This is a genomic window from Empedobacter sp. GD03739 (genome assembly GCF_029843245.1).
GTDB classification, from domain to species: domain Bacteria; phylum Bacteroidota; class Bacteroidia; order Flavobacteriales; family Weeksellaceae; genus Empedobacter; species Empedobacter falsenii_B.
This window is the reverse complement of the sequence record NZ_JAOCHX010000010.1, coordinates 49,503-72,158: the sequence shown is the minus strand read 5'-3', so window position 1 is coordinate 72,158 and position 22,656 is coordinate 49,503. Positions and strand designations below refer to the sequence as shown.

Annotated in this window: 22 protein-coding genes; 9 read left to right on the top strand and 13 right to left on the bottom strand. The window is 30.8% G+C overall.

Features of this window, described 5'->3' with window-relative positions; genetic code table 11:
- Positions 1-367: 367 nt before the first annotated feature.
- A complete protein-coding gene (locus N5E64_RS05155) occupies positions 368-622 on the top strand; it encodes a helix-turn-helix transcriptional regulator (RefSeq protein ID WP_280036115.1) in 255 nt (84 codons plus the stop codon).
- A 37-nt stretch (positions 623-659) separates the two neighbouring features.
- On the opposite strand, the gene N5E64_RS05150 is transcribed toward N5E64_RS05155, so the two are convergent.
- The 6 genes from N5E64_RS05150 to queA all read right to left on the bottom strand — a co-directional run bounded on the left by N5E64_RS05150 (position 660) and on the right by queA (position 7,217).
- Positions 660-2,168, bottom strand: a complete 1,509-nt coding sequence (locus N5E64_RS05150; RefSeq protein WP_280036112.1) for a hypothetical protein — start codon at positions 2,166-2,168, stop codon at positions 660-662.
- Between the two features lie 322 nt (positions 2,169-2,490).
- The gene (locus N5E64_RS05145; protein WP_280036110.1) at positions 2,491-2,838 is read right to left on the bottom strand and encodes a MerR family transcriptional regulator; all 348 of its coding nucleotides are present in this window, start codon (positions 2,836-2,838) and stop codon (positions 2,491-2,493) included.
- 318 nt (positions 2,839-3,156) lie between these two features.
- The gene (locus tag N5E64_RS05140) at positions 3,157-4,089 is read right to left on the bottom strand and encodes a polyprenyl synthetase family protein (RefSeq protein ID WP_180906365.1); all 933 of its coding nucleotides are present in this window, start codon (positions 4,087-4,089) and stop codon (positions 3,157-3,159) included.
- A 56-nt stretch (positions 4,090-4,145) separates the two neighbouring features.
- Positions 4,146-5,099 (bottom strand): hypothetical protein, encoded by a 954-nt coding sequence (locus N5E64_RS05135; RefSeq protein WP_125350211.1) that lies wholly within the window; start codon positions 5,097-5,099, stop codon positions 4,146-4,148.
- Between the two features lie 11 nt (positions 5,100-5,110).
- Positions 5,111-6,160 carry a 23S rRNA (adenine(2503)-C(2))-methyltransferase RlmN gene (rlmN, locus tag N5E64_RS05130; protein WP_038336309.1) on the bottom strand — a complete coding sequence of 350 codons (1,050 nt, stop codon included), beginning with the start codon at positions 6,158-6,160 and terminating at the stop codon, positions 5,111-5,113.
- 7 nt (positions 6,161-6,167) lie between these two features.
- Positions 6,168-7,217, bottom strand: coding sequence for a tRNA preQ1(34) S-adenosylmethionine ribosyltransferase-isomerase QueA (gene queA / locus N5E64_RS05125; protein ID WP_038336356.1), 1,050 nt, complete (start codon positions 7,215-7,217; stop codon positions 6,168-6,170).
- A 158-nt stretch (positions 7,218-7,375) separates the two neighbouring features.
- Here queA and N5E64_RS05120 point away from each other — a divergent pair, with 158 nt between their 5' ends.
- The gene (locus N5E64_RS05120) at positions 7,376-7,960 is read left to right on the top strand and encodes a TlpA disulfide reductase family protein (protein WP_280036105.1); all 585 of its coding nucleotides are present in this window, start codon (positions 7,376-7,378) and stop codon (positions 7,958-7,960) included.
- Positions 7,961-8,002: 42 nt separating this feature from the next.
- Here N5E64_RS05120 and N5E64_RS05115 read toward each other — a convergent pair whose 3' ends face one another.
- Genes N5E64_RS05115 through N5E64_RS05105 form a run of 3 tightly spaced genes read right to left on the bottom strand, consistent with a single transcriptional unit; the run spans position 8,003 to position 10,278 of the window.
- A complete protein-coding gene (locus N5E64_RS05115) occupies positions 8,003-9,085 on the bottom strand; it encodes a glucosaminidase domain-containing protein (RefSeq protein ID WP_125350213.1) in 1,083 nt (360 codons plus the stop codon).
- Positions 9,082-9,999, bottom strand: coding sequence for a 1-aminocyclopropane-1-carboxylate deaminase/D-cysteine desulfhydrase (locus tag N5E64_RS05110; protein WP_038336312.1), 918 nt, complete (start codon positions 9,997-9,999; stop codon positions 9,082-9,084). Before N5E64_RS05110 ends, N5E64_RS05115 begins: the two co-directional genes overlap by 4 nt.
- Positions 10,000-10,278: a hypothetical protein gene (locus N5E64_RS05105; RefSeq protein ID WP_280036103.1), complete on the bottom strand. Its 279-nt coding sequence runs from the start codon at positions 10,276-10,278 to the stop codon at positions 10,000-10,002.
- A 198-nt stretch (positions 10,279-10,476) separates the two neighbouring features.
- Here N5E64_RS05105 and N5E64_RS05100 point away from each other — a divergent pair, with 198 nt between their 5' ends.
- Both N5E64_RS05100 and N5E64_RS05095 read left to right on the top strand, forming a co-directional pair.
- The gene (locus tag N5E64_RS05100) at positions 10,477-10,638 is read left to right on the top strand and encodes a DUF5522 domain-containing protein (RefSeq protein ID WP_280036101.1); all 162 of its coding nucleotides are present in this window, start codon (positions 10,477-10,479) and stop codon (positions 10,636-10,638) included.
- Between the two features lie 4 nt (positions 10,639-10,642).
- Complete coding sequence (locus tag N5E64_RS05095) at positions 10,643-11,374, top strand: DUF2911 domain-containing protein (protein ID WP_084106931.1); 732 nt, start codon at positions 10,643-10,645, stop codon at positions 11,372-11,374.
- Positions 11,375-11,407: 33 nt separating this feature from the next.
- Here N5E64_RS05095 and N5E64_RS05090 read toward each other — a convergent pair whose 3' ends face one another.
- The gene (locus N5E64_RS05090; protein ID WP_280036098.1) at positions 11,408-11,842 is read right to left on the bottom strand and encodes a potassium channel family protein; all 435 of its coding nucleotides are present in this window, start codon (positions 11,840-11,842) and stop codon (positions 11,408-11,410) included.
- A 185-nt stretch (positions 11,843-12,027) separates the two neighbouring features.
- Here N5E64_RS05090 and N5E64_RS05085 point away from each other — a divergent pair, with 185 nt between their 5' ends.
- Positions 12,028-13,647: a glycoside hydrolase family 10 protein gene (locus N5E64_RS05085; RefSeq protein WP_280036095.1), complete on the top strand. Its 1,620-nt coding sequence runs from the start codon at positions 12,028-12,030 to the stop codon at positions 13,645-13,647.
- Between the two features lie 49 nt (positions 13,648-13,696).
- On the opposite strand, the gene N5E64_RS05080 is transcribed toward N5E64_RS05085, so the two are convergent.
- The 3 genes from N5E64_RS05080 to tsaD all read right to left on the bottom strand — a co-directional run bounded on the left by N5E64_RS05080 (position 13,697) and on the right by tsaD (position 15,948).
- A complete protein-coding gene (locus N5E64_RS05080) occupies positions 13,697-14,050 on the bottom strand; it encodes a hypothetical protein (RefSeq protein ID WP_038336316.1) in 354 nt (117 codons plus the stop codon).
- Positions 14,051-14,221: 171 nt separating this feature from the next.
- A complete protein-coding gene (locus tag N5E64_RS05075) occupies positions 14,222-14,929 on the bottom strand; it encodes a 16S rRNA (uracil(1498)-N(3))-methyltransferase (RefSeq protein WP_125350218.1) in 708 nt (235 codons plus the stop codon).
- Entirely contained in the window at positions 14,929-15,948 is a 1,020-nt protein-coding gene (gene tsaD / locus N5E64_RS05070; protein WP_038336318.1) for a tRNA (adenosine(37)-N6)-threonylcarbamoyltransferase complex transferase subunit TsaD, read from the bottom strand. Before tsaD ends, N5E64_RS05075 begins: the two co-directional genes overlap by 1 nt.
- A 63-nt stretch (positions 15,949-16,011) precedes the next feature.
- On the opposite strand from tsaD, the gene N5E64_RS05065 reads away from it, so the two are divergent.
- From N5E64_RS05065 to N5E64_RS05050, 4 genes are all read left to right on the top strand, one after another.
- Entirely contained in the window at positions 16,012-20,607 is a 4,596-nt protein-coding gene (locus N5E64_RS05065; RefSeq protein WP_280036092.1) for a translocation/assembly module TamB domain-containing protein, read from the top strand.
- 212 nt (positions 20,608-20,819) lie between these two features.
- Complete coding sequence (locus tag N5E64_RS05060; protein ID WP_038336320.1) at positions 20,820-21,290, top strand: Lrp/AsnC family transcriptional regulator; 471 nt, start codon at positions 20,820-20,822, stop codon at positions 21,288-21,290.
- A 32-nt stretch (positions 21,291-21,322) separates the two neighbouring features.
- Positions 21,323-22,024, top strand: coding sequence for an NrtR DNA-binding winged helix domain-containing protein (locus tag N5E64_RS05055; RefSeq protein ID WP_038336322.1), 702 nt, complete (start codon positions 21,323-21,325; stop codon positions 22,022-22,024).
- 9 nt (positions 22,025-22,033) lie between these two features.
- Positions 22,034-22,516 carry a hypothetical protein gene (locus tag N5E64_RS05050; RefSeq protein WP_114999996.1) on the top strand — a complete coding sequence of 161 codons (483 nt, stop codon included), beginning with the start codon at positions 22,034-22,036 and terminating at the stop codon, positions 22,514-22,516.
- Positions 22,517-22,656 lie beyond the last annotated feature (140 nt).

Sequence of the window (22,656 nt, the reverse complement as noted above, 5' to 3'; positions counted from 1 at the left end):
AATAAACTATATTTTTAAACGGTCCGGTTTTTAGGGAAGATTACAACTCGTTTTAACTAAATTCATACCTTTTACCAATCTTGTATTATCAACTACATCTAAATCATCATAAGAGTAAGGATTACTGTAAGGAGTAACCTGAGCGTTTACACTTATAATGAAAAGTATTGAAATAATTAATAAAGCCCTTCTCATAGTATTCAATTTGTAATTAGCAAACTTATAATTAGTTAATTAATATAAATTACGGTTTAACGTAATCTGTTTAAATTATTAATTATAGCTTATTGATTAATAATACAAATATATTAAAATGCAGTAATTTAAGGTTACAAAATGTAGTATTTTTTGATTCATTTTCGTATAAATGGAAAGTGAGTTAAAAAATATTAATACAACTATCCCTAAACTTATTGGCGAAGAGATAAGAAAGTTCAGAAAATTAAAGAAACTTACTCAAACGGAATTAGCTTTGATGGTTGGCAAAGACAGGCAATACCTCTATAAAATAGAGAAAGGAGTTGTTAAGCCAAATATTGTCACTATTTCTATTATAGCCTTTGCTTTAGATTTAGAATTATCAGAATTGTTTGAAAATATTAAGAGAAATAATATTAAATAAAAAAATCTCAACTCCTAAAAGTCGAGATTTTTATATTCTATGCCGCTTCTAAATAAGAATCAGTAATATCATCATCAGCACACCAACATTCTTTACTTAATTTTGGTATTAAGCCATTTGTATATTCAGATATATAGTTATACATCAAATCTTGAAATTCATCAATATATTCTTCAGTTGTAACAATAGAATCATGTACAGTAAATATAGGAGCATGAGGATGTTTTTTCGCAATTTTCTTTGTAACATTATCAATAATACAATCAGCTTCTATATGTTGTAAAAGTTTTGGAAATTTTTTATAACTATTCTTTTTTCCACCTGAATAATTTTTTAAGAAAACAAAAAAATCACAAATTTTAGGAAACCTACTTTTAAACGCCTTATAGTGCTCATCTTTCTTTTTAGCAGGCGTATAAAGCAATCTTAGAGTAAGTCTCTTAGAAGCCTCTCTAATAGACTCAACATACTCTGTTTTCGTTTTCGTTTTCGTTTTATTCTCTATATAAACTTTAACTTCATACATTCCATTTTTTGCTTTTTGAAGGTTATAAATCCCTATAATTTCATCATAAAAAACGCCTTCTAAAATCCATTTTCTTAAAATTTCAAACTCTTCTTGAAACCCTTTATCAGAAAGGAATGTAGAAGATATTGTCGAGATTATACCATTATTATTATTACCGTATACTTTATTTATATTTCTTATTATATTATTATTCTTATTTATCAATCCTTCTATTAATGCTATTATGAAAAATGGTTGCGAATTTTTTATGTCCAAGCTATGTAATGTTTCTCCTTTATATTTTACAAATTGTCTTAATTTTTTAGATAGATTCGTCAAATTAGTATGTAATCTATTATCGGAATCCTTATTTCGCGACATTCTAAAGTTTTTATGTGTTAATTCCCCTGCACTTCTATTATAACTTTGAATTCTTAAGTATTTTCTTATTGTAACTGAATCATCATCATTTTCATTATACGTTATACCTTTTTTTGTCAATATGGATGGCAATAATTGCGAACATTTTTTTTCGTCAAATTGCAAATCATCATCAAACCATTTTGTCAAATGCTCAACATCTTTATCTTTATAACCTTGAAATAAATAATCACTTTTTTGTCGTCTAATACTTCTTTTAATTTCAATATTCTCTAAATCAAAAGTCCTATAGCCTAAATAATAAGCCTTTTTATAATCAAATTTATATTTGGTACATTGGTTTTGATCCGTTGAGTAATTTAGCTTTTTTAAAATTCTTATTTTTGATAGAAATTTCAAATACTGATTATAATCTCCTCTATAACTCTTTAATTCATCCGATGGAAATGGAATATAATCATCTGATAAATCTCTATATTTTTTAGAAAAAATTTTATACTCCATTCTACTAATGATATATAACAACTCATCCCATTTTAAATTTTCAGGAAATATGTTTTTATAGCTAATAACATAATCATATATCATTTTAGAAATAACCATTTTCCAACCATGTTTAGGAGAATATCTCCCATTAATTTTTTTTATTTTTTTCATATTTGTGTTTTTTAAACATAGGAATCCCCCTACACAATAGGAAACCTATGTCTATTCTTGTTTTACTTTAAAAAGTGTAGGTAAAAAAATAGCTATTAAGAAATAACAGCTTTGATTTGAGAAAAAAATCCTCAAAAATAATATAGAATAACTGAGTAAGTAATTACTATATTCAAGTAACTAAAGCACCTCTATAAATAATACATTTATAAAAGAAAATAAATTGAATCTATAATCAATTTAAATACAAGCAATTGGATATACCCATCTATGCTTCAATACGATTTTTATTTTCTTTTATTTCTATATAAAATATTTACTATTAGGCAGATAGTAAATGATTGTTTTTAACAGATTTGATATTACTTAATTTTTTGACATTTTCATAAGTATAAAAATACCTAATTCTACCTCCATTACTAAACTCAGATAAAGCGTTTAAATCGCCTTGTTTTTCCCAATTAATAACAGTTTGATAAGTTATACCAAAAATATCTTGAATTTGTCTTCTCGTATACTTTTGTTCTTCAGTAGCAATTGAAGTACTTAAAGGTTTTGTTATATAATCTTCTAACATTTGAAACTTGCTTTCAAAGTGTTCAATAATTACATCCTTTAATAACTGCTCTAAATCTCTTTGATTTAACATAAAATACTGGTTTCCCTCCATTCTCTCTAATTTTTAATATTTGATAAGAGATATACAAAAGGTGTGCCAAAAATGTTAAAATTAAGATTATGCAAAATTAGTGATATTATTTTATATATACAAATTTATTTTCAACAATATTTTATCAGCCACTTAAAATGATCTGAATAATAATATTCTATATTTTTTGTATATTTGTTCAATAGTAATATTAAAACATAATTAATTCTAAGAAAGTGTTTACAAATGTAATTACATTGTAATAAATAAAAAGGTTTAAATAACTAAAAATCAGCTAAATAAATCTTTTAAGTAGTGCTTCAATTAGAAGTCCTTTTGTTATTTTTCTCTTTCGATAACGTATTTCACCATTGTTTCCAATGAATTTCGAAATTCACTTTCTGGGAATTCGTATAGTATATCTAAAGCCTCTTGGCTATATTGTTTCATCATTTTTTGCGTGTACTCAATTCCGCCGTGATCTTTTACATACTGAATAATTTCTCGTACACGTTTTTTGTCATTGTTGTAACGTTTTACCGAATTAATCAACCATTTTTTGTCTTTTTCATTCGCTGTATTGATTGAATAAATCAACGGTAACGTCATTTTTTGTTCTTTGATGTCAATTCCGACAGGCTTTCCAATTGCATTAGAAGTGGTATAATCAAACAAATCATCTTTAATCTGAAAGGCAATTCCAACCAATTCACCAAAACGATGCATTTTTTTCGCTACTTCTTCCGAACAACCAACAGAACGTGCTCCAGCCTCACAACAAGCTGCGATAAGCGTTGCCGTTTTCATTCGAATAATCTCGAAGTATACATCTTCTGTAATATCAAGTTTTCGCGCTTTTTCGATTTGCAATAATTCACCTTCCGAAATTTCCTGTATCGCAACCGAAACAACTTCAAGTAAATCAAAATCTTTGTTTTTAGTCGAAATAATTAAGGTCTTTGACAAAAAATAATCTCCCACCAAAATAGCTACTTTATTCTTCCAAATCGCATTAAGTGAAAAGAAACCACGACGCAATGTACTATCATCCACTACATCATCGTGTACTAAAGTTGCGGTGTGAATAAGCTCGATAAAAGAAGCTGCACGATAGGTACGTTCTTGTACTTCGCCATTTAATTTTGCAGTTAAAAATACAAACATCGGACGCATTTGTTTTCCTTTTCTGCGCACGATATAATTGGAAATACGGTCAAGAAGCGAAACATTACTCTTCATCGATTCGAAGAATTTCTGTTCAAACAATTTCATTTCCTCCGCGATCGGAGCTTTAATCAAATCTACCGTGTTACCCAAAATTTATTTTTTTAATTCGTAAAATTATTGATGCAATGTACAACCTGTTTTGCATAGAATCCTTTATAGTTAAATTCCTCTCCGCTAAAACAAATTTTGTTTTCGGTTGGCAAAACTGAAATACCTTCCAATTGTCCCAACTGTGTCGTGAAGCCCAAAGGTAAACTTATTTTTTTAACTTGAGAAGTGAAGAATAACTGATTGTTATCTTTTGGCAAATCGAACCAATTGATAAAAGTTAACGCTTCTTTTGTGTAGCCCAATAGATAAATTCCTTTGGTAGAACTATTTACATCAGCATCGATATAAGCAGCAGCTACAGCGTAATTTGTAGGAAAAGTTTCTAACTTTTTGGCTGCGTGTTTTTTAGAAGAGTCAATAGGAACAACATAATGAGACGTTGACATATTTGACCATTCTTTTGTAAAAATATGCAATTGATTTTGGTAGACAAAAAATGCTTCTGCGTCCCAATTTGTCGTCATATTTTTGAACTGAAAAGTTTCTTGTTCTGGATAATAAAATTCTATTTTTTCAGCTTTTAATTGCTGATAAGATTTTGAATAATCGATGTTTGATTTCTGGATAAAATAAATGGCTAAATCTTTTCGTTTGCCCAAATTATTTCCAAAATCAGCAAAATAAATTCGATTATCATCCGAAGACATTTCTTCCCAATCGATATTTGGAGCATTTGTGATGAAAATAGTATTGATAATTTTACCTGTTTTTGCATCAAAACGATACAATTCTGGTTTGGAATCAGAATCGTTTAAACCCCAAAAAGAAGCCACATTTTTATCTTCTTTTTCATATTCTAAAGTCGAAATTTCGTTCAAAGTAGGCGGTAAGTTGATACTTTCCATTTTATAATCATCAATAGAAATTGTATCGATGTTTTCTACTATTTGCGCGAAAGAGAATTTAGTCAGAATCAAAAATAAAAATATGGCTAAATATTTCATTTGATTATGTTTTAATCATTTCCAGTTTTATTGGCTAATTGTCCGCAAGCTGCATCAATATCTTTTCCGCGACTACGACGTACATTTACCACAATATTGTTGGATTCTAAAGCTTTGATATAATTGTTAACTGCTTCTTCTGATGCTTGTTTGTAGATTCCGTCATCAATCGAATTATATTCGATAATATTCACTTTAGAAGGAATTTTTCGACAGAATTTTACCAATGCATCGATATCTTCTTTTTTATCATTAACACCGCCCCAAACAATATATTCGAACGTAATTCGTAAACCTGTTTGTTGGTACCAATATTGAAGACTATCCATTAAATCCGTCAACGGAAATTTAACAGAAAAAGGCATAATCACATTACGAACTTCTTCTCGAGCCGAATGTAAAGATACCGCAAGGTTAACACGTAAATCTTCGTCAGCCAGTTTTTCAATCATTTTAGGAATTCCCGAAGTAGAAACTGTAATTCGTCTTGGAGCCATTCCTAGTCCTTCTGGCAATGTGATTTTTTTGATGGCAGAAATTACTTCGTTATAATTTAACAAAGGTTCTCCCATTCCCATAAATACGATATTGCTTAAAGGACGATTGAAATAACGTTTACTTTCTTCATCGATAATCACAACTTGATCGACGATTTCGGCAGCTGTTAAGTTACGCATACGTTTTAATTGCGCTGTTGCACAAAAAGTACAATCCAAGCTACAACCAACTTGCGAAGAAACGCATGCAGTTGTGCGAGAATCAGTCGGAATTAAAACAGATTCCACAACGTTACCATCATGAAGTTTAACCGCATTCTTGATGGTTCCGTCGTTAGATTTTTGTAGAAGATCAACTTCAACAGGTTGAATTTGGAAAGATTCTCCCAATTGCTCACGTAGAGCTTTTGAGATATTCGTCATGTCATCAAATTGATGCGCATTCTTTTTCCATAACCATTCGTACACTTGTTTTGCGCGGAATGATTTTTCTCCAATCTCTTTGAAATAATCTTCAATCTCAGCTTGTGAAAGCTTTCGTATATCTTTTTTTGTTGTACTCAAACTTGTCTTATAAGATTAACATTGCATCTCCGTAAGAGTAGAATTTGTATCCTTCTTTTACAGCTTCGTTGTATGCTTTCATTGTTAAATCGTGTCCAGCAAACGCAGAAATCATCATGATTAATGTAGATTTTGGTGTGTGGAAGTTTGTAATCATACAATTTGCAATAGAGAAATCGTATGGTGGGTGAATAAATTTGTTCGTCCAACCATCAAATGCATTTAAATGACCATCTGCAGAAACAGAAGATTCGATAGAACGCATAGAAGTTGTACCAATAGCACAAACTTTTTTCTTCTCGTCAATTGCACGATTTACAAGATCAGCAGATTCTTGAGGAATAATAACTTGCTCAGACTCCATTTTGTGTTTAGATAAATCTTCAACCTCTACAGCTTGAAAAGTTCCTAAACCAATGTGTAATGTTAATTCAGCAAAATCAACACCTTTAATTTCTAAACGTTTTAATAAGTGTTTAGAAAAGTGTAAACCAGCTGTTGGTGCAGCAACAGCTCCTTCGTGTTTTGCATAAATTGTTTGGTAACGCTCTGCATCTTCTGGTTCAACATCACGTAAAATATATTTTGGAAGTGGAGTTTCTCCTAATTCTTTCAATTTTGCACGGAATTCTTCGTAAGATCCATCAAATAAGAAACGTAAAGTACGTCCACGAGAAGTTGTATTGTCAACAACCTCTGCAACTAATGTATCATCATTATCGAAGAATAATTTATTTCCGATACGAATTTTACGCGCTGGATCAACCAAAACATCCCATAAACGAGTCTCAGCATCTAATTCTCTTAGCAAGAAAACTTCGATTTGAGCACCAGTTTTCTCTTTGTTACCCATCAAACGAGCAGGGAAAACTTTCGTATTGTTACGAATCATTACATCTCCTTCGTCGAAATACTCGATAAGATCTTTAAATTGTCTATGTTCAATTTCTCCGGTGTCACGGTGAACAACCATTAAGCGAGCTTCGTCTCTGTTTTCAGAAGGGCGATCTGCTAAAAGTTCTTCAGGTAAAGTAAAGTCGAAATCGGAGGTTTTCATTTTCATAATTGTACAATTTTTTGCAAATATACGATGTCAGATACCCCTTTGTCAAGTGAATTGAGGTATTTTATGAAATTGCTAACGTTTAAATGTTTATTTTTGACGAAAGACTTATAGATATTATCAAGTTTTTTAATACTTATTTGAAAAATAAAATGAAAACGAAACTACTATTACTATCAATGTTTTTTACATTTTTTAGTTGTAATAAATCCGAACAAAAAATTGAAGAATCTGCTGAAATAGAAAAGATTGATTCTGTTGCAAAAAAAGAATCACCAGAATCTGAAATTCCGAAAGAATTGATAAAAGCTCCTGATTTTTCTTTGGCTGATATCAACGGAAAACGATTTGACTTATCAGATTTCAAAGGAAAATACGTGTATATGGATATTTGGGCAACATGGTGTGGACCTTGTAAACTGCAAATTCCATTTATGAAAGAATTGGAAAAACAATTTCATGATGCGCCAATTCATTTTGTAAGTGTTTCTTTGGATAAATTAGAAGATAAGCCAGTTTGGGAGAAAATGGTCAGAGAAAATCAGATGTCTGGTGTACAGTTATTTGCAGGAAGAGAAGATAACTTTGGCTTTGATTATAAGATAGAATACATTCCGACTTTTATTATTTTAGACAAAGAAGGAAATATTATGATTGATCGCGCGCCTGCACCGATGGATTATCAAACAGGAGGAATCAATCAACAATTGGTTGATATTCTCAAAATGATGAAATAAAAAAAGCTTCCATTTGGAAGCTTTTTTTTATTATTGAGCTCATTATGCTCTAACTTTTGTTTTCAAATTAATTCGTTGTCCAACTCTTGGCTGTTCACCTGGTTCCATACGATTTAGTTTATATAGGTTGTTTACTTTTACACCAAAACGTTGCGAAATCGTGTACATATCATCACCTTCTTGTACTTTGTATGAATAATCAGAACCTTTTGTTTTCTTTTTTCCGAAAAATACAATTTGTCCATCTTTCAATTTAGAACCCATTTGTATTTCATTGAAATTCGCAATATCCGAAGGAACTTTGTTGTATGTTTTAGAAATAGTCGCAATTGTTTCTCCCGCTTGAGCAACAATATAAGGAATATTATTCTTGTGATTTTTAATGCGAGTTGTAGGATTTTGAGGACGAGTTTCGTAAGCAATTGTTTTGTTATTTACACTAGGCTCATTTTTCTCTATACTATTATTATTTGGTTGATAAGACGCTAATGCAATTTCTTCTTTGATTGTTTTAGATTCTTTCTTCGTTTTAGATTTCGATGAATTATTTGCCATCATCATATCATCCTGATTGTTGTATAATGTATACAATTTTGTATAAACTTCTTCTGGAGAAATCTTATCAAATTGATCTAAATTATATTTCTCAATTCTCGAAATTAATTTTGAAGCATATTTTGGATCAGTTGCATAGCCAGATTTTTTCAGACCATTTGCCCAAGCGTTATAATCTGTTGGATCTAAGAAAAATAAAGCTTTGTAATAAGGTCTTAAAGCTAAAAATTTAGAATGATCTCTATAACTTTCTTCAACTGAAGAATATTTTCTAAAACATTCACCTTTCGCATCATCATCGTGATAAATACGAGGTTTATCCAACGACCATTCTTCAGGACCTTTACATTTTATTCCAAAATGATTATTGGCTTGATCGGCTAATTTACTTTGTCCGCCTCCAGTTTCCAATAATCCTTGTGCTAACGTAATACTTGCCGGAACTTTGTAAAGTTGCATTTCTTCAACAGCTAAAATAGCATGTTTTCGAATGTAAGTTATGTCTCTACTTTCTTGTGCTTGCGTCGAAATCGTCAACACTAAGCTAAAAACGTATAACAATTTTTTCATTCTATAATATTTTTGTTCTTCTTCTTTAAAAGTTTGTTCATTCCTTCAATTCCTTGCAATCCGCCTGTATGAACCAAAAGAATTTTAGAATTATCACTAAAATAATGATTTTTAATTAATTTAAAAATACCAAAAACCATTTTTCCAGTGTAAATAGGATCCAATTGAATATGGTTAATTCGCTTGAAATCATTTACAAAAGTAATTAATTCATCCGAAACTTTCCCATATCCGCCAAAATGATAATCATTAAAAATAGTAAAATTGGTTTTATTTGTCAATTTTTCGATTTCATTTTGGATAAAATCTCCCTTTAAACTCGGAAAACCTAAAATTTTTTGATGAGGTTTCGAACTTTCAATCAATCCAGCAATTGTTCCGCAAGTTCCGATTGCCGAAGCAATAAAATCATATTCGAAACAATCATCGTACAGAATTTCTTCGCAACCTTTTATAGCAAAATCATTTGTGCCTCCTTCTGGAATAACGTAAGTGTTTGGATATTTAGTGTTTAAATGATTAATAAATTCTACTTCATCTTTTTTTCGATAATCTTCTCTGGAAATAAAATGCAATTGCATTCCACATTTTTGAGCAAAACGTAACGTAGGATTTTCATCGATTTTATCACTTAATTCTTCTCCACGAATTATACCGATAGTTTCGAAATGATGAAGTTGACCAGCTGCCGCCGTTGCTGCAATATGATTGGAAAAAGCGCCACCAAATGTTATCAATTTCTTGAAACCGAGTTTTTCAGCTTCAATAAAATTATATTTCAGTTTTCGGTATTTGTTTCCAGAGATTTCTGGATGAATCAAATCTTCTCTTAATATAGAAAGTTGAATATTTTGAGAAGTTAAATGTTTGATGTCAATGTTTTGAATTTGAGCTTTAAAATCGTTCCAAATCATTTAGATATATTTTAGAAAATTATAAAATTTTCGTTTTTTTAAATAATTCAAATTGTGTTCGTTTGCATAAGCTTCACGCTCAAAACTAATATTGCGATATGCTTTGTGTTGATCGCGATATTGAATCAATCGAATGGCATATTCTGTCAAGTACCAAATAAAGAATGGTAAAACAAGCATCTCTATCTGTTGGATAATATGAATTCTTTCGTGATGAACTAAGTTTAAATCATTTTTATCTTCTTTATTTCTTAGTAAAATAAAAGGGAAAATAGCCATGGCAACAAAATTTTTCCGAAATAACCAACTTAAGGCAACTACAAACATTGAAATTATAATTTGACAACAAAATTAAGATTATTGCCTAAATACAGTTAATGTTTAGAAGAAATTTAGATAATTTATGTTTTAGTGAAGGAATTAACCGAAGTATGAATTGAATTTGTAAATTAGAGATTTAAAGTAAAAAAAAAAGAAGTGAGCAAGTTTCAGGAAGGCGATTTTTATTTATCCCCAGAGGGGTTTAGAATTTTTACTGCACAATATCTAAAAAAAAGAGGGTATTATTGTAAAAGTGGATGCAAACATTGTCCGTATGGATACGATAAAAAAACAGATAAAATAAAGAATAAGAAATAATTATATGAAAATAACATCAACAGTTTTAGCTTTGTTAATAGGAAGTTGTGCTTTTGCTCAAATGAAATTTCCCGCGGTAAGTTCTCATGCTGAAGTTGAACAAAAAGTAGGTTTAACAGAATTTGAAGTTGAATATAATCGACCAAATGTAAACGGAAGAAAAGTATTTGGAAAATTGGTACCGAATGGAGAAGTTTGGCGAACTGGTGCGAATGAAAATACGGTCATCAAATTTGATAAACCAATCAAAGTGAATGGACAAGAGTTGGCTGCTGGCGAATATGCGTTGTATAGCATTCCGAATAAAGAGGAGTGGGAGGTAATTTTTTACAAAGACACGAAAAACTGGGGAAATCCGAAAGAGTGGAAGGAGTCGAATATCGCTTTGAAAGTGAAAGCTCCGTCAACAAAATCGATGAACAAGACAGAAACGTTTGAGATTCGTTTTACAAATGTGACGCAAAAATCAGCGAATTTGGTATTAGCTTGGGATAACACAACGGTTGTTTTGGATATTGAAACGAATACAATTAACGAAGTTTTAAAAATGATTGGAGATCAATTGAATGAAAATTCTTCTGCAAGAGATTTTTACAATTCAGCAAACTTCTATTATTCGAATAAATTGGATCGAAATCAAGCGTTGAAATGGGTTAATACAGCTTTAGAAAAAGATGCAAATGCGCCAGATTATTACAAAGAATTGAAAGTTAATTTGGAAAAAAATAAATATTAATAAAAAATCCCTTCGTTTATTGAAGGGATTTTTTTATTGAGTAATATTCTTCTTTAAGATAATTTGTAGGTAAGAAAACATCAACGCAGTTGACCAGCCTACCATCATAATTCCGTTTATAGCTTCTAATCCAGCCATAATTTTCCATTCACTATCAATCACAACATCACCGTAACCAACGGTTGTAAAAGTGATTAATGAAAAATAGATTGCTTCTTGAAAACTATACAAATTGTCAATATTTGGATTGAAATAAAAAGTAGCCGCCCAAATTGTACATTGTGCACCGTGCAATAAAGTCAAGAAAGATACTGAAATTGCCATTTGCCAAAGCACTTCACTAAACGTTAATCGTTGTTTTTTGAGATTAAATTTATGCAGATATTTTAGCGAATAAACTGTAACAGTTGATTGTAAAATAACATTTAGACAAATAATCAATACACCAAAACATATAATTAGAAACATATTTTTATCAATTATAGATGAATGCAAAAATATAAAGAATAAAATTTATAAAACACTTTTTGAAGCGAAAAATTTCGTAAATTTAATAGAGAAGGAAAATCTAGATATCCTAAATATTTGATAAAATCTGGATTAATAAAGCTTTATTACTAATTTTGTAACGCTAAAAATACATATTTCAACGAATGAAAATTAATTTTAAATATATTTTGATGTGTTTCGGAATAGCTACAATTGGCTTATCTTCGTGTGCTTCAAATAAAAATTCGAAAAAAATAGTTTATAAAAAAGTAGAATCAAAACAGCCTACAAAACCTGTAGAATCTACGCAAACAACTATTCCTACTACACCAAAAACTGAACTTCCGAACAAGAAAGATGAAGTTTTTACAGTAAAACTACCTGAAGTAAATCGTGAGTTTCGTGCAGCTTGGGTAGCTTCTGTTGCAAATATTAACTGGCCTTCTAAAAAAGATTTGACAACAACGCAACAAAAAGATGAAGCAATAAAGTTGTTGGATATGTTAGAAGCAAACAATTTTAATGCTGTTATTTTTCAGGTTCGCCCAGCGGCAGATGCTTTGTATAAAAGTAATTTTGAGCCTTGGTCTTACTTCTTAACTGGAGAAGAAGGTAAGGCGCCTTCGCCATATTATGACCCGTTAGAATTTTGGGTGGAAGAAGCACACAAACGTGGAATTGAGTTGCATGTTTGGTTAAATCCTTACAGAGCGCATCACAGTAGTGGAGGTCCAGTGACAAACGAATCGATGGTGAAAAGATCGCCAAGTAATGTGGTGAGATTGAAAAATGGCATGTATTGGTTTGATCCTGCTGACAAAAAAACGCAAGATCACGTTTCGGAAGTTGTTCGTGATATCGTTTCGCGTTATGATATTGATGGTGTTCATTTTGATGATTATTTCTATCCATATGCATCGTATAATGGTGGTGCAGATTTTCCAGATAATTCAACTTGGAATGTTTACAAGAATAATGGAGGAATGTTGTCGAGAGCAGATTGGCGTCGTCAAAATGTGAATACAATTATCGAAAGAATTTACAAAGAAATCAAAGCAGAAAAACCTTTTGTAAAATTTGGAATTAGTCCTTTTGGAATTTGGAAACCAGGTTATCCTGCTGGAATTACAGGTTCTTCGCAATATGATGAATTGTATGCAGATGCAAAATTATGGTTGAACAAAGGTTGGGTTGATTATTTTTCGCCACAATTGTATTGGCCAATTAATTCGACAGGACAAAGTTTTCCGAAATTATTAGAATGGTGGAAATCAGAAAACACACATAATCGTCATCTTTGGCCAGGTTTGAATACTGTAGAAGTGAAAGTTTCGGATAGAACAACTGAGATTACAAATCAGGTAAAAATGGCTGGAGAAATTTTACAAAACAATGTGGGTGTTATTCACTGGAGTATTGCTGGATTAACGAAAAATCCTTCGATGTTGAGTTATCTGAAAGAAGGTCCATACAAAGCTAAAGCTTTGGTGCCAACTATGAATTGGATAAAAGCAGATCGTTTGGTAAAACCAAGTTTGACTGTAAATATGAAAGCGTCAGAAGTTGTGATGAATTGGAATGATTATAAAATGAATTCAAATGTTTCGAAATGGATTTTATACACACGTTACAACAACGATTGGGAAACGTCTATTTTGGATAAAACCAAAACAAACCAAACAATTTTGAAACACAAAGATGGTAAAAGCTTAACGGCAGTTGCATTAAAAGCAGTCGATCGTTTAGGAAACGAAAGTGATTACGTTGCTCAAAAAATTAATTAAGAATAGAATTTCTCTTGATATGAATCCTCAACGAAAGTTGGGGATTTTTTTATTTTTTTCTCTTTAAAATATAATAAAGCGCATCGTTATCATTTTCTTTTGATGTGTAGGCAAACTGAAATTCATATCCGTTTTCAGACATAAAATTCAACGCATCAATCATCGAATTGAATTTCACTGAAATTCCGCGTTCATCTTTTATTTTCAAACCATTTTTCAGTGAAAAAGATTTGGTTTCTTGTCCAAAATCCAATCGAATATTCATTTTTGTACTCAAACCTCGCCCAGTTCCAATAATCTGTACATAATCAACATTGATATCTTTAATCGGAACATCATTTACAGTTTGCGCAACCGAAAAATTACCGATGAATAATCCCAAAATAAGTGCTAATTTTTTCATAAGTTTTAAATTTTGATAAAGATATTTATTTTCGAATGAAAGAAAAAAGCTGTTTCAAAAGACTAAAATTAGTCATGTCATTTCGACGCATGGAGAAATCTGTAATTTAGATTTCTCATTTCACTACGTTTCATTCGAAATGACATTTTTGAAACAACTTTCTTAATTATATTATTTCAATCCCCAATCAACAGCAAAAACAGCTTGTAAAGCTGCAGTTTCAGTACGGAAACGTTGATGTCCAAGACTAATTCCTGTAAAATTATGATCTTCTGCAGCGAAAATTTCATCTCTCGAAAAATCACCTTCAGGACCAATCATAATCAAAATTTTCTGCGGATTATTTTCCAAAACTGTTCGTAAAGGCGTACGTTCAATATCCGCTTCGCAATGCGCAATACATTTCGTGAAACCTTCAAAATCCTGTTTGATAAATTCATTGAATTTTGTCAAATCATTTACTTTTGGCAAATACGCTTTCAACGATTGTTTGGTTGCAGATTGTACAATTTTTTCAATTCGCTCGATTTTAATATTTTTTCGTTCCGAATGAAAAGTCTGTAAAAAAGTAATTTCGTCAATACCAATTTCAGTTGCTTTTTCTAAGAAAAATTCCAAACGTTCCATTGTTTTTGTTGGTGCAATTGCAACATGTAAATAGTAATTTTTCTGCTCGAAATTTACTTTTAAGTCAACAACTTTTCCTTCAACTGCTTTTTTAGAAATTGATGTAATTTCAACTTCAGCCAAATTTCCTTTTCCATCTGTCACGTGCACCAAATCGCCTTCATTTCCGCGTAAAACTTTTGCAAAATGATGACTTTCTTCTTCGTTGAGAATAGCTGTGTCATGATGAATTTCTCCAAAAAATAATTTCATTAAATATGGTATTTAGCTACAGATTTCGCTGTGTTTTCTGTAAATAACTCTTGATCAAATTTTAAACTTCCAACCATTGCAATCATCGCTGCATTGTCTGTTGTATAAGCAAATTTTGGTATAAAAGTTTTCCAACCAAATTCAGTTTCTCCATCTTTTAATCGTTGACGAATTTCAGAATTTGCAGAAACTCCACCTGCAATTGCAATTTGTTTAATTCCAGTTTCGTCCGATGCTTTTTTTACTTTTTCCATCAAAATATTTACGATAGAACGTTGAATAGAAGCGCACAAATCATCAATATTTTCTTCTATAAAATTTGGATTTGCTTTGACCTCTTTCTGAATAAAATATAAAATTGACGTTTTGAAACCGCTAAAACTAAAGTTTAAACCATCAATTTTTGGTTTTGCAAATTTGAATTTTGTAGGATCTCCAATCTTAGATTTTTTGTCAATAATTGGACCTGCAGGATATGGTAAGTTTAAAATTTTACCTGCTTTATCAAAAGCTTCACCAGCTGCATCATCAATTGTTTCACCTAAAATTTCCATCTCAAAATAACTGTTGATTTTCACGATTTGTGTATGTCCACCAGAAACAGTCAAACATAAAAATGGAAAAGTTGGTTTTTCGTCGTTGGCATCTTCAATAAAATTTGCCAAAATATGTGCTTGCATGTGATTAACCTCAATCAACGGAATATCCAATGATTGACTGAAAGATTTCGCAAAACTTCCGCCAACCAAAAGCGAACCCATCAATCCTGGACCACGTGTATACGCGATTGCTTTAAGTTCTTCTTTGTTAATATTTGCCTGTTTTAAGGCTTGATCTACGACGGGAACAATATTTTGTTGATGTGCTCTCGAAGCTAATTCTGGTACTACGCCACCATATATTTCGTGAATTTTTTGGCTTGCTACAACATTAGAAATAATTTTATTTCTGTCAATAATTGCTGCGCCTGTATCATCACAAGAAGATTCTATGGCTAAAATGTAGTTTTTATCGCTCATAATTCCTTGTAGAATAAAATTTATAACTTATTTTTACCCTGCAAATATCGTAAATTTAAACCATTGAAAATAGTCAGACGAATAGGAAGATTTTTATTGTCGTTGATTATACTCGTTTTAACCCTTGTTTTAACAGTAGCAATCGCAATACAAATCCCTGCGGTACAGACAAAAATAGCTCACTTTGCCTTAGAAAAATTAAATAAATCGTTGAACACACAAATGTATGTAGATGCGGTTGATATTGATTTTTTTGGACGTATTTATTTCTATGGTGTACACATTAAAGACGATCACAAATATGATTTTTTGAAGTCGAAGACTTTAGAAACAACAATAAATGTTTGGTCGTTAATTCCAGGAATCAAAAAAGATCATATCAATTTGAGTGAAGTGAAATTGATTGAACCTGAAATTCGTGTGATTACGTACAAAGGCGATTCAATTTCGAATTTTATCAAATTTGTGAACGGTTTTAGTTCTGATAAACCAAAAGATCCGAAAAAGATTTTCAAATTGGATGGAGATTTTATTTTGGAAGATGGTAAAGTTTCAATTGTTAATCAAAATTCTGGGAATATCTGGTTGGATTCGAAGCAGTTGAACATGACGGTAAAAAAGTTTCGATTAGTTGATTCTGATATTACGGCCGATTTAGAAAATTTCTGCTTTGTTGCAACAAAAAATAAAGAAACGTATAACGTACAAAATTTCACAGGAAAAGTTCATTATTCGAAAAAAGAAATTCGAGTTGGGAATTTAAATTTACGAACGGATACGTCTGTTTTAAACGGAAATTTATTATTGAGTTACAATCAACCTTCGGATATGTCTGATTTTAATAATAAAGTTCGTTGGGACGTTTTTTTTGATCGAGGATCTAAAATTAATTTTAAAGAAATTCGCTATTTCACTGATTTATTTGATAAAAATTCTTCGGTTGATTTATATGGAAAAGTAAATGGAACCCTGAATAATTTAACATTTACAGATTTCGAATTGAAAGGAGAAGATAATTATGTTGGTGCTTCTCGTTTACAATTGCAAGATGTGACACATGGTTCTTCGCTAAATTTTTCGACAAGAAATGTAAAAATCAATACATCCTATCAAAAAATTGTAAAGTTACTTCCAACCTTTGTTTCTAAGAAAATTCCGAATATGTTGACTCGTTTTGGAAACTTAAATTATCGTGGTGATATTTCATTAAATCCAAATGAAATTCATGCGAATGGTTACGCAGTTTCTGGACTTGGTGATGCTGATATTAAAGCTCAAATTAGGAATTACAAAGATGTAAAATCGTTAATTTATAAGGGAACTTTAGATGCGAAAAATCTTAATCTTCGTCAATTAACAAATGCAAAAGATTTGGGTTATGTAAGCGGAAAATTTAGATTTGATGGAAAAGGAACTGATCTAAAAAATATCAATTTAAATTTAGATGGAAATCTTCGTTACATCGATTTGATTGGAAAAAGATATCAAAATATTACAGTAGATGGCTTGGTCAAAAATTATCAGTTTAATGGTTTATTTGATATCAAAGATCCTAATCTAAATGCACAATTGAACGGAAAAATTAACTTCAGTGGAAAACCATATGATTTTGATTTTACATCAAACATTCGTCAAGTTAATTTAGATTTTCTTGGAGTTACAAAAAATCTAAATGCAATAGTACGTGGCGATGTTGAAGGGAATTTTAAGCTGACAAATATTAATGATTTTAGGGGAAATATTGATGTCAAAAATCTTTATTTCCGTTCTAAAAAAGATACGTTAGAATTGTCACATGTCATGTTGAATTCTCAAATAGATGGTTCGCATAAAATTATGACATTAGATGTGCCAGATTATATGAAAGCCACTGTTGATGGGAAATTTAATATTACAGAAGTTGCAAATGTTATCAATAATTCGCTTGTAGATTTGGTGCCATCTTTTCGTCATAAAAAAGTTTCGCCAAATCAGGCTTTTTCGTTTGATGTTTATGTGCAAGAAAATTTATTACAATATATCGATCCATCGATTTCTATTGAGCCAGATACACATGTTAAAGGTTATATTGATGGTACGAAAAATCAATTGGAAGCGACATTGGATACTCCAGGTATAAAATATGCAGGAATTCAATTGTTTCAGTCGAATGTTAATCTAAATACAATTGCAGAACTACCAACACTTAATGCGAAAATTGATAGTATGAAAGTGAGTGGAGTTACGATTAATGCGATTAACGTAAATTCGATTCCGAAGAATGATACAATGATTGTCAAAACAGATTTTAATATTGGTCGTAAGAATCCAATTTTATTTAATCTAAATCTTTTTCACACAGTTCAGAATAATAATGATTTGATTTTTGGATTTTCACCTTCGACAATACAAATAGATTCGACACAATGGACAATTAATCATTTGAATGATGCAAATTCTAATCGGGTAATTTTTAATCGAATCAATAAATCATTAAAAGTTGAAGATTTGTCATTAGAATCGGAAGAACAATATTTAAAAGTAAGTGGTTTATTTAATAACAATGTAGATTACAATTTCAATGCTGATTTTAAAGATTTGCATTTAGAAAAAATCATTCCTAAAACATTATTGAATAATCTAAAAATTGTCGGTATAGCGAACGGTAAAGTAGATATTATTCGTACAAAAGAAAAGTTAGAACCAACACTTGAAGCTAAAATTGATAAGTTAGGTTTAAATGATTTTGAGCTTGGTAATTTGACTTTACAAGGAGGTTATAATGTAGCGGATAAACAATTTAATTTTGAAACAAGTTTACAGAAAGAGCAAATTCAATCGTTGGTTGCTTATGGTAATATTATTAATAAACCAACAGGTCCTGAAGTCGATGTAGATGCCAATTTTGATGAGTTTCATATCGATTTCTTAGAAGGATTCTTAAAATCTGTTTTCTCTAATATGCGTGGAACGTTATCTGGTGATTTAAAAATTACTGGACCAATTGATTTACCAAATCTTAGCGGAAATATGATTGCAAAAGATCTTGGATTAAAAGTTAATTTCTTAGGAACAGATTATTTATTTGAAGGAGAAAATGAATTACTTGTTTCGAAACAAGGAAAAGGACAAGGGATTATTATGTTGAATGATATTGCGTTCAAAGACACAACTTTCAATACAAAAGGAAAAGTTGATGGAGCAATTCTTTTCCGCAACTTATCTAAATGGGGTCTCAACTTAGATTTTGATACTGATAATTTATTGGTGATGAACACATCTATTAAAGACAATGAATTGTTTTATGGAAAAGTATTTGCGAAAGGAAATGTATCTATGTTTGGTGCGGTAGAGGAATTGGAGATTGCTGGAGATGCGACAGTGGTTGGAAATTCTGAGTTAACGATAAATACAGGAAGTACAACAATTGAGTCAGAAAATAATTTGGTACGTTTTGTTCCTAACCAACATCTAGATGAAAAATCGAAAAATAACGAGCCTCACGCACCAAAAGGAATGTCGATAGATGTCAACATCAATGCGTATCCAAATGCGATGGTGAATTTGATTTTTGATGCAGCTACAAATGATAAAGCAACAGCGCGAGGAACTGCAGAAAATCTTAGATTCTTAATGAATAAAGCAGGATTGAGTATTACAGGGGTATATAATATAGAAAGTGGAACATATGAGTTTAGACAATTTCCGCTGATTCCAAAAGATTTTAAAATCAAAAAAGGATCTTCGGTACAATTTGCAGGAAATCCACTTGATGCAACGCTTAATATTACAGCTGAATATCAACGTTCGGTGTCAAATGTTGGAGACTATTTAGGTGTAGGATATTCGCAAATTTATGATGCTCTCTTATCAATTAATATTTCTGAAACGTTGAAAAAACCTATTATCGATTTTGGATTAACAATTCCTAATGCAGGTTCGGATATCAATTCGCAGTTACAATCAAAATTCCGTTCAAATACAGAAGAACAGATGCTTCAGTTTAGTTATATCTTATTGACAGGTAAATTTGGTGATGCTTCGGCTGTTCAATCTGGTGTAACAAGTACAGCTGCTGATATTGGTTTATCGACAATTGCGGGTATGTTGTCTTCTATTGCGAACAATGTAGATATACAAATGGAGTATGTCGGTGGTAGTGCGCAATCGGAGACAAATGATAAAATTAGAACTTCTGTTTCTTATCGGGTTAATAATCGTTTAAGTTTACGTGGTTCGTATGGAATTGCGGTTACAAATAATAGAAATGTACAAGAGAACTTCGATGGGAATTTTGATGTTTCTTATGATATCTCGAAATTAAACAATGGATCTTTGGTCTTAAAAGCATTTACAAAACCTACAACTTTCGGTTTATTGCCAGGAATGGAAAATAACTTAAATCAAAGTTTCGGAGTAGGAATTCAGTACAACAAAAGCTTCGATACGTTTAGAGGATTTTTAGGTTTAGATGAAAATAAACGAAAAGCAAAAGCTAAAAAAGAAGAGCAACAGCAAGAAAGATTTGATTCGATTGTACTTCCGAAACAGTTTAAAAGTGAGGAAAGAAGAATAGATTCTACTCGTCAAACTACAAAAGATACGGTCAAAGTTACGTATCAAAAAAGTACTCAACCTAAAGTGGAACAAAAACGTCGTGGTTTAGTCAAAATTAAATAAAAAAAAATGAGTTTATTGTGGTTAGACAATAAACTCGCGCAAACAAACAAAAGTGATTAGTTCTTTCTTTTTTGAACTATTATTATAACAAAAGTAAAATATTAAATAAATCATTAAAAAATATTTTGAAGTTTGTTTGTTTTATTTATAATTTTGCTAAAAATTAATTCGATTTTTTATTAAAATAATAATAATAATCAAAAATTAGGAAAATGAATTACATAATTGATGATGTTGATAAGAAAATTTTGATGTATTTGATTGACAATACAAGAATGCCATTTACAGAAATTGCAAAGAAAATGAATGTTTCTGCTGGTACTATTCACGTACGTGTCAAGAAATTAGAGGAGGCTGGAATCATCAAAGGAACTACACTAATTACAGATTATGATAAAATGGGTTATCAGTTTGTTGCGTATGTAGGATTGTTACTTACAAAAACAAACAAAACTCAGAAAGTGATAGATGAATTATATAAAATTCCTAACGTAACAGTGGTTCACGTTGTGTCTGGGAAATATAATATTTTCTGTAAAATTCGTGCAAGAGATACTTCTGATGCGAAAGATGTTATCTACAAAATTGATCAAATTGATGATGTATTGAGAACAGAATCTATGATTTCGTTAGAAGAATCTTTCAACGATAAAAATAGATTGATGCATTCAATTTTTCATTAAAAATAATTTCAATTTATTAATCATCCCACAAAATGACAGACGAAGAAAAAGAAAAATATTTTCAGGTCGCTCTATGTTCAAGTCTCGTACTTTTCGGGTTTGATGGAGAAGATCTCAAAATATTGGTGTACAAAAAACTAAACGATCCTTTCAAAGGAGCATTGGTTTTGCCAGGAAAATATATTGCGCCAACGGTAAGTAACGATCAAGCAATTCACGAATTATTGATTGAGAAAATTGCTTACGATGAGCATCAAACATATATTGAACAATTGAAAGCCTTTACAAAAGTTTTTCGTAATCCATTAGGACGTGTTGTAAATGTTGCTTACTATGCTTTGGTTAAATTGACGCCTCAAATAGAGGAAAAAGTGAAAACACAAGGTGGAGAATGGTATGCTTACGACCGTGTTCCGGATTTGGCTTTTGATCACAATGAGATTGTAAAATATGCAAAAGAGCGTGTAAAACGTCGTGTGAAGCGTCGTCCAGTAGGGTTCAACTTACTTGGAGATGAGTTTACAATTGCGCAATTGCAAAGTTTGTATGAAAAAGCCTTGAATCGTGAGTTGGATAAACGTAACTTTAGAAAGAAAATCTTTAATTCAAATTTAATTATCGAAACTGGTAATACAACAGATCCTAAACAACATCGTAAAGTATCTAAATTGTATCGTTTTGATGAAGAGAAATACGAAAAATTGAGTTTGAAAGGATATGATTTCTTATTTTAAAATAAAGCTATGACAGATCAAAAAGTAGAACAAAATCAAGAACGTGACGATATTTTTGACACAAAAGTTTTAATGTCGGATAACACCAAAACAAAAGATTTGAAACACGAAGGAAACAAAACATCATTCCTTTTCAAGTCAATGATTTTTATAATGGTTTTCTTGATTTTGAGTATTCTTTATCGTGGTTATCAATTATTGGTGACAAATGATTATTTGTTTCGCCAAATGATGAACGAAGACGCACCAGAAATGCCAAAATGGTATCCAATTTCGACTCTTGTTTTAGGAGTCATTGCATTAATTGGTATCTTTTTAGTAAGATCTTATAAAAGAATTGGTGTGTACATGGTTGTAATATCGTTGTTCGTGTCAGCAGCAATGCAGCCCGAATTTATGGCAGATGGAACACTTTTTACCATGTTTACATTATTTGTGTTTATAGGTTATGGTTTAGCGATTATCTATCCATATTGGCACAAGTTTAAATAAAAACTTAATAAAGTATAGAAAAGAGGTTACAATTAGTTGTGACCTCTTTTTTTGATGCTGAATTATTTGTGTTAATATCATTCAATATGAATATTTTAAGCTTGTTAATTGTTTAAGTTGATAAAAAAACTGCTTAAATA

Bases quoted from the DNA above. Each gene is read 5' to 3' on its own strand.
- N5E64_RS05150 (WP_280036112.1), bottom strand. From the start codon at position 2,168: ATGAAAAAAATAAAAAAAATTAATGGGAGATATTCTCCTAAACATGGT.
- N5E64_RS05140 (WP_180906365.1), bottom strand. From the start codon at position 4,089: ATGAAATTGTTTGAACAGAAATTCTTCGAATCGATGAAGAGTAATGTT.
- N5E64_RS05105 (WP_280036103.1), bottom strand. From the start codon at position 10,278: ATGGCTATTTTCCCTTTTATTTTACTAAGAAATAAAGAAGATAAAAAT.
- N5E64_RS05090 (WP_280036098.1), bottom strand. From the start codon at position 11,842: ATGTTTCTAATTATATGTTTTGGTGTATTGATTATTTGTCTAAATGTT.
- N5E64_RS05135 (WP_125350211.1), bottom strand. From the start codon at position 5,099: ATGAAATATTTAGCCATATTTTTATTTTTGATTCTGACTAAATTCTCT.
- N5E64_RS05115 (WP_125350213.1), bottom strand. From the start codon at position 9,085: ATGAAAAAATTGTTATACGTTTTTAGCTTAGTGTTGACGATTTCGACG.
- N5E64_RS05110 (WP_038336312.1), bottom strand. From the start codon at position 9,999: ATGATTTGGAACGATTTTAAAGCTCAAATTCAAAACATTGACATCAAA.
- N5E64_RS05060 (WP_038336320.1), top strand. From the start codon at position 20,820: ATGAATTACATAATTGATGATGTTGATAAGAAAATTTTGATGTATTTG.
- N5E64_RS05055 (WP_038336322.1), top strand. From the start codon at position 21,323: ATGACAGACGAAGAAAAAGAAAAATATTTTCAGGTCGCTCTATGTTCA.
- N5E64_RS05085 (WP_280036095.1), top strand. From the start codon at position 12,028: ATGAAAATTAATTTTAAATATATTTTGATGTGTTTCGGAATAGCTACA.
- N5E64_RS05145 (WP_280036110.1), bottom strand. From the start codon at position 2,838: ATGGAGGGAAACCAGTATTTTATGTTAAATCAAAGAGATTTAGAGCAG.
- N5E64_RS05080 (WP_038336316.1), bottom strand. From the start codon at position 14,050: ATGAAAAAATTAGCACTTATTTTGGGATTATTCATCGGTAATTTTTCG.
- tsaD (WP_038336318.1), bottom strand. From the start codon at position 15,948: ATGAGCGATAAAAACTACATTTTAGCCATAGAATCTTCTTGTGATGAT.
- N5E64_RS05155 (WP_280036115.1), top strand. From the start codon at position 368: ATGGAAAGTGAGTTAAAAAATATTAATACAACTATCCCTAAACTTATT.
- N5E64_RS05120 (WP_280036105.1), top strand. From the start codon at position 7,376: ATGAAAACGAAACTACTATTACTATCAATGTTTTTTACATTTTTTAGT.
- N5E64_RS05050 (WP_114999996.1), top strand. From the start codon at position 22,034: ATGACAGATCAAAAAGTAGAACAAAATCAAGAACGTGACGATATTTTT.
- N5E64_RS05075 (WP_125350218.1), bottom strand. From the start codon at position 14,929: ATGAAATTATTTTTTGGAGAAATTCATCATGACACAGCTATTCTCAAC.
- queA (WP_038336356.1), bottom strand. From the start codon at position 7,217: ATGAAAACCTCCGATTTCGACTTTACTTTACCTGAAGAACTTTTAGCA.
- N5E64_RS05095 (WP_084106931.1), top strand. From the start codon at position 10,643: ATGAAAATAACATCAACAGTTTTAGCTTTGTTAATAGGAAGTTGTGCT.